The sequence below is a fragment of the Psychrobacillus sp. Z16_25 genome (assembly GCF_056856695.1).
On the sequence record NZ_JBXEOV010000001.1, the window covers coordinates 412,544 to 430,106 of the forward strand.

The following is a 17,563-nucleotide window of genomic DNA, read 5'->3' on the forward strand; positions in this document are numbered from 1 at the left end:
ATGATCATCCCTGTACACACAAAAGAATCCACTTATTCTGTTCATTTAGGGAAGAATGTCTTGAAGGACTTCAGTGATAGAAACCAAGAAACGCTTGGGAGCTATGATCAGCTAATTGTGGTAACAGATGAGCATGTTTGGAGCGGTCACCAGGCATATTTTGATGCTTGCTTTCATTTGCCTTACAAGCTGTTTATCGCACCAAATGGAGAGGCTTGCAAGACCTTTGAATCCTTTTTTGCGGTACAATCGTTCCTTTTACAAGAGGGCTGCTCGCGAAACTCCGCTTTACTGGCACTTGGCGGAGGAGCTATTGGAGATTTAACAGGCTTTGTTGCCGCAACATTTATGAGAGGAATTCCGTTTTATCAGCTTCCTACTACGATACTTGCGCATGATAGTGCGGTCGGTGGAAAGACGGCTATTAACCATCCGCTAGGGAAAAATATGATTGGAGCCTTCTATCAGCCAAAAGAGGTAGTGTATGACGTTCATTTTCTTCAAACCCTACCGCCTCACGAGGTGATGTCAGGTATGGCAGAGGTGATCAAGCATGCATATATAAGTGACGAGTCGTGGGTGGAAGATTTTCTTCTGCTTGATCGTATGCCAAAGCTAGACAGCCCAAAACTTCTTGAATGGCTTGGGAAAGGCATACAGGTCAAAGCTAAGATTGTTTCTCAGGATGAAAAGGAAAGCTCCGTTCGGAAATTCTTGAACTTTGGTCACACATATGGGCATGCTGTCGAGGCGTCGATCGGTTATGGGAAGATTACGCACGGTGAAGCGGTCATGATCGGAATGATTCCGGCACTTTTGCTTAGTGAGAAGCATGGCGCACTCAAGCAAGGAGAAGCGGCACGTCTTTTTGACTGGGCTAGCCAAGTAGGGTATGATTTTTCAAAAATAAAGGATATTCCCTTTGAACTGTTAGCAGAATATATGTTAAAGGATAAAAAGACTACAAACAAAGAGCTTCATTTTGTTTTATTAGAATCCATCGGCAACCCCTTTGTAAAACGAATATCGATGGAGGATATACAGGATGCAGATCGACTACTAAAAAAATGGATAGGAGGGGATTTGGATGATTAGAGGAGTAAGAGGAGCAACAACTGTCCCAGAGGATCGGAACGAGTTGGTTTTAGCGGAGACAGCAAGGCTTGCACTGGAGATGGCGAAGAAAAATGATATTTCTCCATCATCCATCGCCTCTGTTATAATCAGCACGACGAAGGATATTTCATCTGCGTTTCCGGCGAAGGCAGTGAGGAGTCTAGAGGGATGGACATATGTTCCGGTGATGTGCACGCATGAGATGGATGTACCAGGGTCTTTGGAAAAGTGTATACGACTACTAATGCATGTAAATACAGATAGAGAGCAGCAGGACATCGTACATATCTATTTAAATGATGCAGTTCAGCTTAGACCAGACTTAGTAAATAAATAATTGGGGGATGTCGTATGAAGTTCAAAAAACAAATTGCTGGGTTAAAGGCTTATCAACCAGGAAAATCTACGGAGGAGGTAAAAAAGGCATTCAATTTAGATAGCGTGACAAAGCTTGCATCTAATGAAAATCCTTATGGTGCCTCTCCGAAGATAAAAGAGTATTTGGCGAATGCCCAAATTGAATTTGCCATGTATCCAGATGGCTATGCAACAAAGCTTCGTTCTGCTGTAGCAAAGCATTTAGGGGTTAATGAAAATCAACTGTTATTCGGGAATGGCTCAGACGAGAATATATTAATCGTTTCTAGGGCCATCCTTCAGCCAGGGTTAAATACTGTTATGGCTGATTGCACATTTGGACAATACAAGCATAATGCTGTAGTAGAGGGAGCAGAGGTTCGTGCTATTCCCTTAACTGAGGACGGAGGACATGATCTTCCGAAGATGTTAGAGGCGATTGATGAACATACAGCCATTGTATGGATTTGTAACCCGAACAACCCAACTGGCACCCTAACACCAAGCGATGAAATAAAAGCATTTGTAGAAAAAGCGCCTAAGGATGTATTAATTATTCTGGATGAGGCTTATACAGAGTATATTACGGATCCGAATTATGAGGACTCTATCCATCTTCTAAAGGATCATCCTAATGTGCTAATTATGAGAACCTTCTCGAAGGCATATGGCTTGGCGAGCTTCCGTGTTGGCTATGCCATTGGATCGGAGGAAGTGATTCGTCAGCTGGAGCCTACTAGAGAGCCATTCAATAATACCGTTCTGAGCCAAGAGGTAGCAATTTTAGGATTAGAGGACCAGCATTTTATTGCAGAGTGTAAGGAAAAGAACAATGCTGGCAGAAAGCAATATGAGGAATATTGTAAAGCTCGTAATCTACATTTCTATCCTTCTCAAACGAACTTCGTATTAATGGAGGTTAAGACGGACAGTGATACTGTATTCCAAGAGCTGATGAAGCGAGGATATATTATCCGAAGCGGCAACGCACTTGGCAAGCCTGGATATGTTCGTGTGACAATCGGGACAAAGGAGCAAAATACTGGTTTACTAGAAAAAATGGATGAGGTTTTAAAAGAGGCAGGGGTTTTATAAATGAAAAACACCATATTCATCATAGGCCTAGGCTTAATAGGTGGATCCTTGGCCTTAGGTCTGAAGAGGAACGAGTTTAATAGAGTAATTGGGTATGATGCCAATGCTCGTTCATTGCTTACCGCTAAAAAGCTTGGAGTGATTGATGAAGAGGTAGCTTCTGTTTGGGATGGACTTGAAGATGCAGATGTAATCGTCTTTGCGACACCTGTAAAGGAGACGATTCGTTTAATAAAAGAATTGCCGCTTGACCGGGTAAAGCCCACTGCAATCATTACGGATACAGGGAGCACGAAAAAGGAAATAATGGTGGCAGCTGCTGAACTGGTCGCTAAAGGAGCCAACTTCGTAGGAGGTCACCCGATGGCCGGCTCCCATAAGAGTGGAGTCGAGGCAGCAAAGGCATACTTATTTGAAAATGCCTATTATGTACTTACTCCTTTTCCAAACGACAATCCACAACATGTACAAAGACTGATGGACTTGCTGAAGCCTACAAAGGCAAAAGTGGTGGAATTAAATGCAGAGGAACATGACCATATGACCGCTGTTGTTAGTCATTTTCCTCATTTAATCGCAGCCTCTCTTGTCCATCAGTTATCAGCAGAAAATAGAGCTTTCCCGTTTACAAGACAGCTTGCCGCAGGAGGATTCCGAGATATTACTAGAATAGCCTCCTCGAGTCCTGTTATGTGGAGGGATATAACTCTCCAAAACAGAGAAGAGCTTCAGGGACAGCTTGCTGTATGGATGAGAGAAATGGAAAAGCTTCAGGAGCTACTAGGTGAGGGGACCTCTCAGGATATCGAGTCTTATTTTGAAAGTGCAAAAATGATTCGAGATAATCTACCTATTACTACGCAAGGTGCATTGTACACCGTTTATGATTTGCATGTTGATATTCCGGACTATCCTGGTATCATCTCGGAGATAACTGGTTATTTGGCGGAGGAATTGATAAGCATTACGAATTTACGTATCGTAGAAACAAGAGATGATGTGTATGGGATCCTCGTTATCAGCTTCCAGACGGCCGAGGATCGCGAAAAGGCTGTTCATTGTTTGGCAGCACATACAGATTACGAAACTTATATTTCATAAGGTGGGATTGGATTTGGGGAAAAAGGTGTTAGATTATCAACAGCCTTCTTTACAAGGCGTCATACATACTCCAGGTGACAAATCGATTTCTCATCGGTCCATCATGTTTGGAGCTATTGCAAAAGGAACGACAACAGTAGAAGGCTTTCTACAAAGTGATGACTGCCTTAGCACGATCGACTGCTTTTCTAAGCTGGGTGTAGACATTCAGGTATCTGGAGAGAAGGTTCAAATTACTAGCCCTGGTATTGCCAATTGGCAGGAACCAAAAGAAATACTTTATACTGGCAACTCTGGGACGACTACCCGCTTAATGCTTGGTATTCTAGCGGGATCAAATGTTTCGGCTGTATTGATTGGTGACGAGTCTATTCAAAAGAGACCAATGAAACGTGTGACTGAGCCTTTAAAACAAATGGGCGCCATGCTCATCGGACGAGAAAATGGACAGTATACGCCGATTGCTGTTCAAGGGAGCTCTTTAAAGGGGATCCAATATCAGATGCCTGTCGCAAGTGCACAGGTAAAATCTGCGATTCTCCTAGCCGCTTTACATGCGGAGGGAAAAACGATTGTGGAGGAAATGGAAGTCACCCGCGACCATACAGAAAAAATGCTCCGCCATTTTGGGGCAGACATTCAGGTAGACGGGACAACTATTTCTTTCGAAGGGGGACAGACGCTTTCGCCAGCACATGTTATTGTGCCTGGAGATATCTCTTCCGCTGCATTTTTCTTGGTTGCAGGTGCGGTTGTTCCGAATAGTAAGCTTGTCCTGAAAAATGTCGGACTTAATCCAACTCGGATTGGTATTATCGAAGTTCTGGAGAGAATGGGAGCATCTTTGACCATTCAAACGGACGAGAATATAAGTCATGAAGAAACAGGTACTGTAACAATAGAAAGCTCTACACTCCAAGGGATTGAAATCGGCGGAGATGTAATTCCAAGATTAATTGATGAAATTCCTATTATCGCACTACTAGCCACGCAGGCCAAAGGAAAAACGGTCATACGAGATGCTGAGGAGCTAAAGGTGAAAGAAACGAACCGCATAGATGCGGTAGTAAACGAGCTGAAGAAGCTTGGTGCCAATATTGTCGCAACGGACGACGGCATGATTATAGAAGGACCAACTCCACTTTCCGGAGGCAATCTAAAAACCTATGGAGACCACCGGATTGGGATGATGGGTGCAATCGCTTCCCTACTAACAAGCGAACCAGTCACGCTTGACGATGCTGGCTGTATTTCAGTTTCCTACCCAGCTTTTTTTGAGCATTTGGACGGGGTTATCCGTTCAAAGAAGTGATAGGACATTTTCTTTAGCGCTCTCCTTTTTTGGAGAGTTTTTTTCTTGTTCAAAAACGGATGTTCTTGTACGATTAGAAGATAGAAAGATTGGTGATAGATGTGGAAAAAATAATTCCATTTTTAAAGGTAATGGAAGAAGGAAATATAGAAAAGCTGAGAAAAATGCTTGATACTTTTCTTTTGGAGGGAGACCCTGATGAGCAGTATCAGCTTGCTGATCAATTAACCGAGTACGGATTTTTGCAGGAAGCACTAATAATTTTAGAGCATTTGCATTATCTATTCCCAGAGGAAGAGCAGCTGAAAATAGATCAAGCCCAGCTGTATTTAGAGCTAGATAAGGAAGATGAGGCGCTTGAATTACTTTCTTCTGTTAGTCAGGCAAGTGAATCGTATCCTCAAGCCTTATTAACTTTAGCAGATTATTATCAAATGATCGGCTTATACGAGGTGGCAGAACAAAAGATTAATGAGGCCATTAAACTAATGCCGAATGAGCCGCTTCTGCAATACGCAAAAGGTGAGCTGTTGTTGCAAACGGGTCGATATTTAGAGGCTGCACGTTTAATGGAAGAACTGTTGCCGTTAAAGGATTCTATCCAAGGGGTAAATCTCCCTCTTAAAATAGCGGAAATCTACAGTGCTGGCGCTGCATATGAGGAAGCCATTTCCTACTATACAGAAGCATTAAAAAAAGAGGTAGCACCAGATGTGCTGTTCCATGCAGCCTATGCTTTTTTTCAGGTCCGCCATTATGAAACAGCGATCAAGCACTTAGAAAGACTTTTGGAAATAGACCCGGATTATTTTTCTGGTTATATGCTGCTTGCAGAAGCATATGCGATGGTAGAGAGAAACGAAGACGCATTGCGTATTATTCAGGAAGGAATCTCACGGGATGAGTTCGAGAAAGAATATTATTTATTCGCTGGTAAAATTTCCTTGAAATTGAGTAAAATGAAGGAAGCAGAGCAATTCTTACAGGAGGCAATTGCTTTAGATCCAGAATATATGGAAGCGATTTATGTTTTATCCACTCTTTACTCCAACGAGGAGATGGATAAAGAGCTTGTAGAGCTTTATGAACTATTGAAGCAGGAGCAGTTTGAGTGGTCCTCTTTATACCCTTTATTAGCCGAAGCATATAATCGGTTAGAATTGTACGAAAAAGCATACGAATTTTATAAGCTTGCATATAATGACTTTATAGAGGATCCAGCATTCCTAGAAAAATACGTATATTTCCTATTAGAGGAAGGAAGAAGAGACGAAGCAAAAGAAATCGTTTTGCAGCTTCAACGCCTTCAGCCTGAAAATAGTGAATGGTTTGAAATCATGGAATAACCTGTTGATGAATACGGAAGCCGAATTTGTACTATCCTGAGAGAACCAATACCTTAGATAAAAGGAAGGAGAGGTTATGTGACTGCTTCTGTTTCAGTTGGAGAGAAAAAAGAGTTTGTGCGTTGGTTTTTGAAGAAATATCAAATGAAAAGAAGAGAATGTGTTTGGATTTTAAATTACTTAATCAGCCATGAGACGATGTTAAACAATGTACACTTTGTGGAAGAGGCGCACTATTGTCCAAGAGCAATGATCATGTCGGTGACAACATCCTCCGGAATCCCTTTCCGTTTCTATAAGGGAAGCATCATGACGGCGGATGCGGAGAAATCTTTCCATGATTTACGCCTTCATCCAGATGAAGAGATGTACATTCAATTAAACTTTCAAACACTTCCACCAAGTCCGGAATATCTTGCGGTCTTAGAGGAAAATCCTTATATGCCAAAATACTTGCATATAAGTGAGAAGGATAAGATGCTCGCAGAGGACATTTTAAATGAAAGCCTTCAATCCTTTCAGCGTGAGCTGATTAAAAAACAAATTGACCAGGCAATCGACGAAAACAACAAAGAGAAATTTCTCGAGCTTTCTTCCTTATGGAAGCAGCTAATGAACAGAGAAAATTAGGAGAGATGAGCATGCATTGGAATGGGAAAGACGTAACAGTATTTCAAACACAAAAAGAATACATTGACACAGCAGTAGTACCGTTAGTTTTAGTGGATGGCTCAGAGCAAGGATTTCAATTCGCAGCATCTGCTGCGGATTTTACTTTGTCGCTAGCAAATGTAATTGAAAATCAATTTAAGGGAAGGGTTGTTTTATTTCCTTCCTTTTCTTATACACCATCACAGGACAAGCCTTCTTTACTAGAGGCTTGGAAGGGTGAACTAAGAAAAGCAGGGTTTAAGCATACTTTTTTCGTTACTTCTGATAGAGAGTGGAGTACAATAGCAGAAGATAGCATAATTTGGATACCATCCGTCCCGCTTGAATCGATGGATCAAAAAATGAAACTATCAATCTTGGAGGATCAACTTAGACAGCTTGTTCCTACTTTTGCGAAAAATTGGGCAAATCAGTGACAATATCTTTCATAAATTGTTCACAAAGTGTATAATTTGGCAAAGGATTATTGACCTTGGATTTTTATTGATATATCATGGATATGTCCTAGTATTGTCATTTCAAGCAAGTATGTCCATTGGACTGACCTTTAAGTTAGAGGGGGGAAAAGGATGAGTAACAATAAAGTTTCAAGACGCCAATTTCTAAGTTACACACTAACCGGTGTTGGTGGATTCATGGCAGCAGGTGCTTTAATGCCAATGGTTCGTTTTGCAGCTGATCCAATTCTGCAAAAGAAAGAGGACGGAGATTTCGTCACTACTGAAAAGAAAATTGCAGATATTACGGAAACACCAGAACGAGTTGACTTTACTTTTGAGCAAGTAGATGCTTGGTATACTTCTGATGTTACAAACGCTGCATGGGTGTACAGAGAAGGCGATCAAATTATTGCGCTTTCACCTATCTGTAAACACTTAGGCTGTACAGTTAACTGGGGAGGAGATCCAAAACAACCAAGTCAGTTCTTCTGTCCGTGTCACGCAGGCCGTTACGAAAAGAGTGGTAAAAATGTTCCTGGAACACCACCTCTAGGTCCGTTGGATCAATTTGAAGTTCGTGAAAAAGATGGCTTCCTGGAAATTGGAAAAGCTATACCTAACACAATAGCATAAGTAAGGGGGTACGACATCAGTGCTTAATAAAATCTATGATTGGGTGGATGAACGTCTGGATATTACACCGATTTGGCGTGATATAGCAGACCATGAAGTGCCAGAACACGTAAACCCTGCACACCATTTCTCTGCATTTGTATATTGTTTCGGAGGATTAACGTTCTTTATTACAGTAATTCAAATTTTATCTGGTATGTTCTTAACAATGTACTATGTTCCAGATATAGAAAATGCTTGGGAATCCGTATACTACCTTCAAAATGAGGTAGCGTTTGGTGAAATCGTGCGAGGAATGCATCACTGGGGAGCATCTCTAGTAATTGTTATGATGTTCTTACATACATTACGTGTATTCTTTACTGGTTCTTATAAAAAGCCTCGTGAACTAAACTGGATGGTCGGAGTATTAATCTTCGCTGTTATGTTAGGTTTAGGATTTACAGGTTACCTACTTCCTTGGGACATGAAAGCATTGTTCGCTACAAAAGTAGGTATTGAAATTGCAGCATCTGTGCCAGTTATTGGTGGAGTAATTAAGACATTGCTCGCTGGTGACGAAGCGATTCTCGGTGCTCAAACATTAACAAGATTCTTTGCGATTCATGTGTTCTTCCTGCCAGCCGCGTTGTTTGCGCTTTTAGCAGCACACTTTATCATGATTCGTCGTCAAGGTGTTTCTGGACCACTATAATGGGTAAGTGGTTCTGATAATTCGTAAAAGGAGGGGACAATATGCATCGCGGAAAAGGTTTAAAATTTGTAGGTGACTCACGTGTAACAGATCCTTCTAGCCGAAAAAAGAAAATGCCTAAAGATTATTCAGAATATCCTGGGAAAACAGAAGCTTTCTGGCCAGACTTCCTATTGAAAGAATGGTTAGTAGGAGCGGTTTTCTTAATCGGTTATCTAGTACTGACTGTTTCACATCCTTCACCATTAGAACGACCAGCTGATCCAACTGATACAGCGTATATACCTTTACCAGACTGGTATTTTTTATTCTTATACCAATTATTAAAATATGAATTCGCTGCTGGTCAGTATAATATTATCGGTGCAATTATTATGCCAGGATTAGCGTTTGGTGCATTATTATTAGTACCATTCTTAGATACAAGCAAAGAAAGAAGTCCATGGAAACGTCCATTACCAACAGGCTTCATGTTATTAGCAGTTGCATCTATTATCTATTTAACTTGGGAATCAGTAGCAAACCACGACTGGGAAGCTGCAAAAGCTCAAGGTGAAATTAGAGAAGAAGTTGCGATTGAAATCGATGAAACAGCTCCAGGTTACGAAATCTACCAAGGTTCTACTTGTATAGGCTGTCACGGTAACGCATTTGAGGGAGGTATAGGTAAGCCACTTATTGGTTTAACCTACACTGCTGAAGAAATCGTTGAAATAGCTCATGAAGGTATTGGATCAATGCCTGGTAATCAGTGGACTTCTGGAACAGAAGAAGAGTTACAAGAGCTTGCTGAATTTATCACAACGCTTCAACCAGAAGAATAATTTATTTGTAAGAGAGTCAGATTCTGACTCTCTTTTTCTGAAAATAGGAATGTTTATTTATATTTTCAAATTTATGTCTACCTTGCATACGGGAGAGTCTAGCTAAGTGAAGAATTATCTACAGTTAATCTTGTTTAATAAGACATTTATGTGGTTGTTAGTCATTATTAATCTATTCGGCACCATCTATGGGTACTTATGGTATGGAAACCAGCTATCCGTGACAGAACCAATATATTATATTTTTGTACCTGACAGTCCAACAGCAAGCTTATTTTTTACGATTGCATTGTTTGGCTGGCTAATGAAGAAAAACTGGAAGTTGATAGAGGCTTTGGCTTTGATTACATTAGTAAAGTATGGTTTGTGGGCTGTCGTGATGAATATTTGGACGTATTTTGAGAATGACTATCTACATTGGACCGGATGGATGTTAGTAGGATCTCATTTTGCGATGGCTTTACAGGCCGTACTTTATATTCCATTCTACCGCTTTCGTTGGATCCATGTGCTTATAGCTGCGATTTGGACATTGCATAATGACGTCATAGACTATTTATTTGGTCAAATGCCGGTATACAGTATTATAAATAAATATACGGAAAATGTGGGGTATTTTACTTTTTGGTTATCAATCGCATGTATTGCTCTGGCAATCATTGTAACAAAAAGAGTGGAGAGCGAGAAAGTTGATTTGAAGCCACATATCTATTAAAATGTTATATATAGAACGAGAGGGGGATATCTGTAAAAAATGTCAATGACGTCGATGATTATTTACTTCGGGATAATAATTTTGCTACCACTTTATGCACAGATGAAAGTCAAAAGTGCATACAAAAAATATTCAAAAGTTCGTTCTACATCAGGGATGTCTGGTGCAGAAGTTGCAAGAAAGATTCTAGATGCAAATGGTCTATATGATGTAAAAGTAGTAGAGAGCTCAGGTTTTCTAAGTGATCATTACAACCCGATGACCAAAATAGTAGCACTGTCTTCTCATAACTATCATGAAGCTTCTGTTGCAGGAGCAGCGATTGCAGCGCATGAGGTGGGACACGCAATTCAACATAAAGAGGCGTATTCTTTCTTAACTTTCCGCCACAAACTAGTTCCGATTGCGAACATCTCTTCTAATGCATCATGGATTTTCATCATGATAGGTATTTTTTCAACGATAAGCGAGTTATTACTTTTAGGTATTGTGCTTATGGCAGCTGGAGTTGTTTTCCAACTAGTTACATTACCTGTAGAGTTCAATGCATCTAATAGAGCCATGAATCAAATGGTATCCTTAGGCATTATCCGAAACGAAGAAGAGCCGCATGCCAAAAAGGTATTAAACGCAGCTGCGTTAACATATGTTGCAGCAGCAGCAGTTGCAGTACTTGAGTTATTGCGTTTAGTGTTAATCTATACTGGTATGACAAGAGACGAATAATAAGCAAAAGGATTGTGGAGCAACTATGCGCACAATCCTTTTTTATTTGTTAATCTCCAACTATTTCAAAGAAATCCTCTTGAATTTTTGATCAATGATTTGATAAATTTCTTTTTTCTCTTCATCAAAAATGGATAGATAACCGTCTTTTGAGATATCGATATGGAAAGATATATTACTTCCTCTAACCGTAAGAATATAGTCAGCAGGGTCATTTTTAGAAAGCCAAGCTTTTTTTAGTTCTACATTTTTTAATATTTCCTTTAGTTGAGTAACCTCTTCTTCAGATAAATCCTGCATATTAACCTCTTCATCTAAAGTTATCACGGTCGCAGCATTGATTTTCTCTAGATGCTTATTTTTTTCGGTCAAAATGTCATCTACTAAGGATTTTGTGCTTGATTCGTTTATGAAATAAAAGAATAAAATGCTACCTATTAAGATAACTGTTGTGATCATGAAGTACTTTTTTCTACTCAACTTCTCATTCCTTTCTTTAGAAAACCAAACTATCTTATCTGTTATTATATGGTATTTTTTAGTATATTCAAAAATTTGTTGTGCTACCTCTTGTGGAAGAGGGTCTTGAATGCTCTCCTTAGGAGTAGCAAAATGAACGGAAAGAAAAGGGAAACAACGTAAAACTGCTAGTCAATGGAATTAACCAGTTACCTAACAAATAGCAATAAAAAAAACCTTCTGTCTTTTCAAGAGGAAAAGATAGAAGGTATTTGTCTTTAATGGATTGGTTTCTTTTCTTCATCTAATGTAAACCCTTCACCCATGACATCGTTTGTTTCGGTAACAGAAACAAAGGCATGAGGATCTACGGAGGTGATAATATTTTTTAAACGGATAATTTCATTTTTAGAAATGACACAGTAAAGAATCTCCCGGTCTTTTTTTGTATAGTGACCATAGCCTTTAAGTACGGTAACCCCACGACCCATTTCCGAAATAATCCGGTTGGCAATGGCGTCTTGATGATCAGATATAATAAATGCACCCCTAGCAGCATATCCACCTTCTTGTACAAAGTCGATTACTCTCGCTCCTACAAACACGGCAACCAACGTATACATCATCGAGCGCATATCTAAGAAGGTGATCCAAGATATCAGAATAATAACTGCATCGAATACAAACATTGTTTTACCGATACTCCATCCGAAGTATTTTTGTACAAGCCTTGCAATTATATCTACACCACCAGTAGTCCCGCCTGCTCTGAATATAATTCCTAAGCCTACTCCTACAAATACCCCCGCAAATAGAGATGCCAAAAATAAATCATCTTGAAGTCCCATCTGTTGTTCATACATTTGAAATATTTTCAGGAAGACAGACACTGAGATTGTTCCTATAATAGTATAGTAGAATACTTTCCGACCCAGCAGCTTCCAACCAATAAAAAATATGGGGATATTTAATAATAAATTCATTAGTGAAACATCCCAGTTGAATGCAAAATAAAGGATTAGTGTGATTCCTGAAAATCCTCCTTCTCCTAAAGCATTTTGCATATTAAAATGAACAAAGCCAAAACTAAAGATGGCTGCACCAATTATTATCATGAGTATATTTTTAAATTTTAGTCCCAATCCCATTGAACCACCTCTTTCGTTCGTCCATACTTTAATCTATATTATTTTATACATTTTGACAACTGCAGTACATTTTTATTACGATGTGTGTAGGAGAGTGAAATTATGCCAGAAAACAAAACGTTACATAATTTACAAAAAGAAGTGGACGCATACATAAGTCAATTCAAAGAGGGCTATTTTCCGCCAATGGAGCTGATTGCAAGATTAACAGAGGAGCTTGGTGAGCTTTCTAGAGAAGTTCAACATAAATATGGAACGAAAAAGAAGAAAAATACAGAGGTTGAAAAAGAATTGGCAGAAGAGATGGGAGATATCTTTTTTGTCTTAATCTGCTTGGCGAATTCAGAAGGAATTGACTTGCAGCAGTCTTTAGAAAAAGTCCTGCACAAGTTTAATACGCGAGATAAAGACCGTTGGACGAGAAAGGAGGACTAAGCATGGTGATTAAAGTAGCAATTGCTGGACCAAGAGGCAAGATGGGAAAAGAGACTGTAGGAACGATCATTAAAAATGAAGAATTTTTATTGGTTGGTTTATTAGATAACAAAAAAGTAGAAACTTCTTTAGGGGATATTCCTATTTTTACTTCCTTAAAGGAGCTGATCAAGGAAACAGAGCCGGATGTATTAGTGGATTTAACGGTTCCTTCCTCTGTTTATGAGCATGCCATTACTGCATTGGAATATGGGGTTAGACCAGTAATCGGTACAACGGGCTTTTCTGAGGAGCAACTGGAAATAATTAGCAACATGGTGGAGGAGAAAGGAATTGGCTGTATAATTGCACCTAACTTTTCTATTGGAGCTGTCTTAATGATGAAATTTGCACAAACAGCAGCAAAATACTTACCGGATGTAGAGATTATTGAAATGCATCATGATCAAAAGCTTGACGCACCATCAGGAACTGCTCTAAAGACGGCCCAAATGATTCAACAAGTAAGAAACAGTAAAACACAAGGGAACGAAAAGGAAGAGGAGCTAATGGAAAGTGCACGTGGAGCTGAGCTTGATGGGATGCGTATCCATAGTGTTCGACTTCCAGGCTTGGTCGCCCATCAGCAGGTCTTACTAGGCGGAGAAGGGCAATTGTTAACGTTGAAGCATGATTCCTTCCATCGTTCATCTTATATGTCTGGTATTGTCCTTTCCATAGAAGAAGTGATGAAGCAAAATAAATTAATTTATGGTTTAGAAGAAATAATCCTGTAGGAGGAAGTTATTTTGAAGATAGCATTAGTAGCACATGATAAGAAAAAAGATGATTTAATTCAATTTGTTACCGCTTATAAGCCTATTTTAGACCAGCATGATTTGTTCGCTACTGGAACAACTGGTACACGCATTATCAACGAGGTTGGCTTAAGGGTATTCCGTTATAAATCAGGTCCTCTTGGAGGAGATCAACAAATTGGATCAGCCATTGCAAACAATGAAATGGATATGGTCATCTTTTTCCGAGATCCGTTAACTGCACAGCCTCATGAGCCTGATGTTACTGCATTAATTCGACTTTGTGATGTATACCAAATTCCATTAGCAACAAACATGGGAACTGCGGAGGTTTTGCTTAAAGGAATCGAGAGCGGCTTCTTAGATTGGAGAAAGCTAGCAGAAAGACGAGCCCTCTAAGAGGGAAAGGAGCATAAAATGAGAAAGTTGAAAATTGGGATTACCTGTTATCCAACAGTAGGAGGCTCAGGTGTTATTGCAACCGAGCTAGGAAAGATGCTTGCTGAAAAGGGACATGAAATACATTTTATTACGTCCAGCATTCCTTTTCGGTTGAATAAAGTATATCCTACTATTACATTTCACCAAGTAGAGGTGAATAGCTATTCTGTATTCCAATATGCTCCTTACGATATTGCATTGGCAAACAAAATGGCAGAGGTAATCATTGACCAAAAGCTAGATGTACTGCATGTTCACTATGCGATCCCACATGCAGTTTGTGCCATATTAGCAAGAGACATTGCCGGAACAGATGTAGGGATTGTCACCACCCTTCATGGTACTGATATTACCGTTCTTGGATATGATTCTTCCTTAACCGGCGCCATCCGTTATGGAATAGAGAAATCAGACGTGGTTACTGCTGTTTCTCAATCCTTAGTAGACCAGACGAAGGAATTGATCGATACGGACAAGCAGATAGAAACTGTTTATAATTTCTTAGATGAACGAGAATATCATAAAAAGGATAGTAGTCATCTAAAGGAAATGCTCGGGATTAAACCGGATGAAAAGGTTGTTATCCATGTTTCTAATTTCCGGAAGGTAAAGCATGTACCAGATGTGGTAAAGAGCTTCGAGCTAATTCGAAAATCGCTTCCTGCCAAGCTTTTGCTCGTAGGAGATGGTCCGGAAAAGCACCCGATTATGGAATATATCAAGGGATCTCCCTTTGAGCAGGACATCCTTTTCCTTGGAAAGCAAGAGAATGTTTCAGAGCTGTACTCTATAGCTGATTTAATGCTTTTATTGTCGGAGAAAGAATCATTCGGTCTCGTGCTACTGGAGGCGATGGCTTGTGGAGTACCATGCATAGGTACTGAAGTAGGTGGGATTCCAGAGGTAATTACCCATGGAGAGAATGGTTTCCTTGTTCCCCTTGGTGATATAGGAAGAGTATCGGATTATGGAATCCAAATTCTTATGGATGATCACTTACATAACACCTTAAAGGAAAATGCATTAAAAACAGTGCAAGAAAAATTTAATTCTGCAAAAATTGTTCAGCAGTATGAAGCGCTATATGAAAGAGTGGCGAAAAGGTAAAATGATGAGAACACGCTGGCCAGATGCTTACAAAATCATCGAGGTATTGGAAGAAGCGGGCTTTGAAGCATATGTGGTTGGTGGTGCTGTTCGAGATTACGTGCGAGGAGTGGCAGCAAATGACGTGGATATCACGACCAATGCTCTCCCTCATGAAATTCAGTCGCTTTTCCCCAATACGATTGACGTGGGAATTGAGCATGGAACGGTCATAGTGGTCTTGGACACGCCAATCGAAGTAACCACTTATCGAAGCGAGTCTACCTATACCGATCATAGGAGACCCGATGAGGTGACCTTTGTACGCTCTCTCCAAGAGGATTTAATGAGGCGCGATTTTACGATGAACGCTATGGCACTTTCTAAACAGGATGAGCTTATTGATTTCTTTGGCGGAAGAAAAGATATAGATGCGCAAATCATCCGAGCGGTCGGAGAGCCTCTTAAGCGTTTCTCTGAGGACGCCCTTCGTATGCTCCGAGCAGTTCGGTTCTCCTCTCAGCTTGGCTACCAGCTGGATGCGGCTACTTATGAGGCGATAAAAGAGCTTGCTCCCTTGTTATCTCACGTATCCATGGAACGGGTAAAGGTAGAGCTCGAGAAAATCTGGATGAGTCCCTATCCAACTCAAGGGATGCAACTTTTTGTGGAAACCGGACTAGCTAACTGCTTTCAAGGAAAATGGACAGAAACTGTTTGGAACGAGTTTCATAGCTTTGGAATAAAGAAAAATGGTTGGGCATACTTCTTTTCATGCCAAGAAAAAGAAAATGTCGAACAACTTCTTTCCTATTACAAATGCTCCAACGAGGAAAAAAAGCATGTAAGACAGGTATTACAAGCTATAGAAGAGCGAAAGAAGGGACCATGGACAGTAAATCATTTTTTTCTGTATTCCACAGAGGTCTTACAAGCCGCTCAAGCATACAGCTCGGAAACTGGTACGCTCTATACGATGGACGAGCTTTGTGCAATAAAGGAAGGGCTGCCTATCCGTTCGGTCAAGGAGCTTGCGGTCAACGGGAATGACTTGATGAATTGGTCTGGAAAGAAAAGAGGTCCATGGATTAAGGAAGTATTACAGCACTTAGTCCAAGAGGTGCTAACAAACCAAGTAGCAAACGACGTTGCTACCATAAAGGAATGGTTCATTCATGAATATCCAAACAAAGAAAATCATTCTGGATAAGCTGGGTTCAGCGAAAGAGCCGATTTCCGGCCAGATGCTAGCCGATGAGCTTCAAATTTCTAGGACGATGATTTGGAAATATCTAAAAATCCTCGAGGAAGAGGGCTATGAAATTGAGGCAATCAAGAAAAAGGGCTATTTATTAAAAAGTACCCCTGATTTGGTAAGCCCGGAAAGAATTGAGCCTCTTCTTCAAACGGAGCATATTGGATGCACTCTTCTTTATTATCCAACATGTGATTCTACCCAACGAATCGCAGCAATCGAGGCAAGAGAAGGAGTACCTCATGGAACGGTCGTCATATCCGATGAGCAAACAGCAGGGAGAGGTCGACTAGATCGCAGCTGGAGTTCTGCTCCAAACAAAGGAATTTGGATGAGCGTGATTCTAAGACCGGACATCAGCCCTCAATATGCCTCCGCCTATACGCTTGTCGCTGCCGTTGCGGTAGCAAAAGCAATAGAAGAGGTTACTGACGCCTTGCCTCGCATTAAATGGCCAAATGATTTACTAATAGGCGGGAAAAAGGTAACCGGCATCTTAACGGAGCTACAAGCGGACATGGACCGAGTGCATAGCATCATCATTGGGATAGGGATAAATGTAAACCATGAGGCAGCTGCCTTTCCAGAGGAGCTCCAGTCCATAGCGACCTCTATCAGGCTTTCAACTGGAAAGACAGTCGACCGTGCTCTTCTCGCAGCTAAAGTAATGCAATATCTAGAAAAGTACACAAAGCTATACGAAGAACATGGATTCAAGCCTATCAAACTGTTATGGGAGAGCTATAATTGCACAATCGGCTCCCGTATTAGAGCCACTACCATACGGGACACGTTTGAAGGAGTGGCTACTGCTATTACTGACGAGGGCATTCTACTACTTCAGCTCGACACTGGGGAAATAAAAGAAATAATTTCTGCAGATATCTCTCTTCTTGGAAAAAGATAATTTG

The 17,563-nt window shown here is 40.4% G+C and carries 21 protein-coding genes; 19 read left to right on the forward strand and 2 right to left on the reverse strand.

Translation table 11 applies throughout. The features are described 5' to 3' along the window. The 13 genes from aroB (at position 1) to AC1VU3_RS02135 (ending at position 11,031) form a co-directional block, all read left to right on the forward strand. Positions 1–1,095: a 3-dehydroquinate synthase gene (gene aroB / locus AC1VU3_RS02075; protein WP_482982608.1), complete on the forward strand. Its 1,095-nt coding sequence runs from the start codon at positions 1–3 to the stop codon at positions 1,093–1,095. Beyond that, entirely contained in the window at positions 1,088–1,453 is a 366-nt protein-coding gene (aroH, locus tag AC1VU3_RS02080; protein ID WP_480389552.1) for a chorismate mutase, read from the forward strand. Before aroB ends, aroH begins: the two co-directional genes overlap by 8 nt. A gap of 14 nt (positions 1,454–1,467) precedes the next feature. Next, positions 1,468–2,568 (forward strand): histidinol-phosphate transaminase, encoded by a 1,101-nt coding sequence (gene hisC, locus AC1VU3_RS02085; protein ID WP_480389553.1) that lies wholly within the window; start codon positions 1,468–1,470, stop codon positions 2,566–2,568. Next, positions 2,569–3,669: a prephenate dehydrogenase gene (locus AC1VU3_RS02090; protein WP_480389554.1), complete on the forward strand. Its 1,101-nt coding sequence runs from the start codon at positions 2,569–2,571 to the stop codon at positions 3,667–3,669. Between the two features lie 13 nt (positions 3,670–3,682). Further along, on the forward strand, positions 3,683–4,981 hold the full coding sequence (aroA, locus tag AC1VU3_RS02095; protein ID WP_482982609.1) for a 3-phosphoshikimate 1-carboxyvinyltransferase: 1,299 nt from the start codon (positions 3,683–3,685) through the stop codon (positions 4,979–4,981). A gap of 131 nt (positions 4,982–5,112) precedes the next feature. Further along, positions 5,113–6,327 carry a tetratricopeptide repeat protein gene (locus AC1VU3_RS02100; RefSeq protein WP_480389632.1) on the forward strand — a complete coding sequence of 405 codons (1,215 nt, stop codon included), beginning with the start codon at positions 5,113–5,115 and terminating at the stop codon, positions 6,325–6,327. 78 nt (positions 6,328–6,405) lie between these two features. Further along, complete coding sequence (locus AC1VU3_RS02105; RefSeq protein WP_480389556.1) at positions 6,406–6,957, forward strand: ReoY family proteolytic degradation factor; 552 nt, start codon at positions 6,406–6,408, stop codon at positions 6,955–6,957. Positions 6,958–6,968: 11 nt separating this feature from the next. Beyond that, complete coding sequence (locus tag AC1VU3_RS02110; protein WP_480389557.1) at positions 6,969–7,415, forward strand: DUF2487 family protein; 447 nt, start codon at positions 6,969–6,971, stop codon at positions 7,413–7,415. 153 nt (positions 7,416–7,568) lie between these two features. Continuing rightward, positions 7,569–8,072, forward strand: coding sequence for a QcrA and Rieske domain-containing protein (locus tag AC1VU3_RS02115; RefSeq protein WP_480389558.1), 504 nt, complete (start codon positions 7,569–7,571; stop codon positions 8,070–8,072). 19 nt (positions 8,073–8,091) lie between these two features. After that, entirely contained in the window at positions 8,092–8,766 is a 675-nt protein-coding gene (gene qcrB, locus AC1VU3_RS02120) for a menaquinol-cytochrome c reductase cytochrome b subunit (protein WP_480389559.1), read from the forward strand. Positions 8,767–8,807: 41 nt separating this feature from the next. Beyond that, entirely contained in the window at positions 8,808–9,590 is a 783-nt protein-coding gene (locus AC1VU3_RS02125) for a c-type cytochrome (protein WP_480389560.1), read from the forward strand. Between the two features lie 106 nt (positions 9,591–9,696). Then, a complete protein-coding gene (gene lhaT / locus AC1VU3_RS02130) occupies positions 9,697–10,305 on the forward strand; it encodes a lipoprotein heptaprenylglyceryl N-acetyltransferase LhaT (RefSeq protein ID WP_482982610.1) in 609 nt (202 codons plus the stop codon). A gap of 39 nt (positions 10,306–10,344) precedes the next feature. Continuing rightward, positions 10,345–11,031 (forward strand): zinc metallopeptidase, encoded by a 687-nt coding sequence (locus AC1VU3_RS02135; protein WP_482982611.1) that lies wholly within the window; start codon positions 10,345–10,347, stop codon positions 11,029–11,031. A 60-nt stretch (positions 11,032–11,091) separates the two neighbouring features. Here the strand turns inward: AC1VU3_RS02135 and AC1VU3_RS02140 are convergent, their stop codons facing one another. Further along, positions 11,092–11,511 carry a hypothetical protein gene (locus AC1VU3_RS02140; RefSeq protein ID WP_482982612.1) on the reverse strand — a complete coding sequence of 140 codons (420 nt, stop codon included), beginning with the start codon at positions 11,509–11,511 and terminating at the stop codon, positions 11,092–11,094. A 257-nt stretch (positions 11,512–11,768) separates the two neighbouring features. Beyond that, the gene (locus AC1VU3_RS02145; protein ID WP_480389564.1) at positions 11,769–12,638 is read right to left on the reverse strand and encodes a YitT family protein; all 870 of its coding nucleotides are present in this window, start codon (positions 12,636–12,638) and stop codon (positions 11,769–11,771) included. Between the two features lie 102 nt (positions 12,639–12,740). Here AC1VU3_RS02145 and AC1VU3_RS02150 point away from each other — a divergent pair, with 102 nt between their 5' ends. Genes AC1VU3_RS02150 through AC1VU3_RS02175 form a run of 6 tightly spaced genes read left to right on the forward strand, consistent with a single transcriptional unit; the run spans position 12,741 to position 17,559 of the window. Beyond that, the gene (locus AC1VU3_RS02150; protein ID WP_480389565.1) at positions 12,741–13,073 is read left to right on the forward strand and encodes a nucleotide pyrophosphohydrolase; all 333 of its coding nucleotides are present in this window, start codon (positions 12,741–12,743) and stop codon (positions 13,071–13,073) included. A gap of 2 nt (positions 13,074–13,075) precedes the next feature. Continuing rightward, positions 13,076–13,849, forward strand: coding sequence for a 4-hydroxy-tetrahydrodipicolinate reductase (dapB, locus tag AC1VU3_RS02155; RefSeq protein ID WP_480389566.1), 774 nt, complete (start codon positions 13,076–13,078; stop codon positions 13,847–13,849). A 12-nt stretch (positions 13,850–13,861) separates the two neighbouring features. Continuing rightward, positions 13,862–14,269, forward strand: coding sequence for a methylglyoxal synthase (gene mgsA / locus AC1VU3_RS02160; RefSeq protein WP_480389567.1), 408 nt, complete (start codon positions 13,862–13,864; stop codon positions 14,267–14,269). Positions 14,270–14,287: 18 nt separating this feature from the next. After that, positions 14,288–15,418, forward strand: coding sequence for an N-acetyl-alpha-D-glucosaminyl L-malate synthase BshA (bshA, locus tag AC1VU3_RS02165; protein ID WP_480389568.1), 1,131 nt, complete (start codon positions 14,288–14,290; stop codon positions 15,416–15,418). A gap of 4 nt (positions 15,419–15,422) precedes the next feature. Next, positions 15,423–16,607, forward strand: a complete 1,185-nt coding sequence (locus AC1VU3_RS02170) for a CCA tRNA nucleotidyltransferase (protein WP_480389569.1) — start codon at positions 15,423–15,425, stop codon at positions 16,605–16,607. Next, positions 16,573–17,559, forward strand: coding sequence for a biotin--[acetyl-CoA-carboxylase] ligase (locus tag AC1VU3_RS02175; RefSeq protein ID WP_482982613.1), 987 nt, complete (start codon positions 16,573–16,575; stop codon positions 17,557–17,559). Before AC1VU3_RS02170 ends, AC1VU3_RS02175 begins: the two co-directional genes overlap by 35 nt. The last annotated feature ends 4 nt before the right edge of the window (positions 17,560–17,563 follow it).

Excerpts from the sequence above, each read along its gene's own strand:
- AC1VU3_RS02145 (WP_480389564.1), bottom strand. The coding sequence starts at position 12,638 with ATGGGATTGGGACTAAAATTTAAAAATATACTCATGATAATAATTGGT.
- AC1VU3_RS02150 (WP_480389565.1), top strand. The coding sequence starts at position 12,741 with ATGCCAGAAAACAAAACGTTACATAATTTACAAAAAGAAGTGGACGCA.
- aroH (WP_480389552.1), top strand. The coding sequence starts at position 1,088 with ATGATTAGAGGAGTAAGAGGAGCAACAACTGTCCCAGAGGATCGGAAC.
- hisC (WP_480389553.1), top strand. The coding sequence starts at position 1,468 with ATGAAGTTCAAAAAACAAATTGCTGGGTTAAAGGCTTATCAACCAGGA.
- AC1VU3_RS02090 (WP_480389554.1), top strand. The coding sequence starts at position 2,569 with ATGAAAAACACCATATTCATCATAGGCCTAGGCTTAATAGGTGGATCC.
- AC1VU3_RS02135 (WP_482982611.1), top strand. The coding sequence starts at position 10,345 with ATGTCAATGACGTCGATGATTATTTACTTCGGGATAATAATTTTGCTA.
- aroB (WP_482982608.1), top strand. The coding sequence starts at position 1 with ATGATCATCCCTGTACACACAAAAGAATCCACTTATTCTGTTCATTTA.
- AC1VU3_RS02115 (WP_480389558.1), top strand. The coding sequence starts at position 7,569 with ATGAGTAACAATAAAGTTTCAAGACGCCAATTTCTAAGTTACACACTA.
- dapB (WP_480389566.1), top strand. The coding sequence starts at position 13,076 with ATGGTGATTAAAGTAGCAATTGCTGGACCAAGAGGCAAGATGGGAAAA.
- AC1VU3_RS02125 (WP_480389560.1), top strand. The coding sequence starts at position 8,808 with ATGCATCGCGGAAAAGGTTTAAAATTTGTAGGTGACTCACGTGTAACA.
- AC1VU3_RS02175 (WP_482982613.1), top strand. The coding sequence starts at position 16,573 with ATGAATATCCAAACAAAGAAAATCATTCTGGATAAGCTGGGTTCAGCG.
- AC1VU3_RS02100 (WP_480389632.1), top strand. The coding sequence starts at position 5,113 with ATGGAAGAAGGAAATATAGAAAAGCTGAGAAAAATGCTTGATACTTTT.
- bshA (WP_480389568.1), top strand. The coding sequence starts at position 14,288 with ATGAGAAAGTTGAAAATTGGGATTACCTGTTATCCAACAGTAGGAGGC.
- AC1VU3_RS02110 (WP_480389557.1), top strand. The coding sequence starts at position 6,969 with ATGCATTGGAATGGGAAAGACGTAACAGTATTTCAAACACAAAAAGAA.
- AC1VU3_RS02170 (WP_480389569.1), top strand. The coding sequence starts at position 15,423 with ATGAGAACACGCTGGCCAGATGCTTACAAAATCATCGAGGTATTGGAA.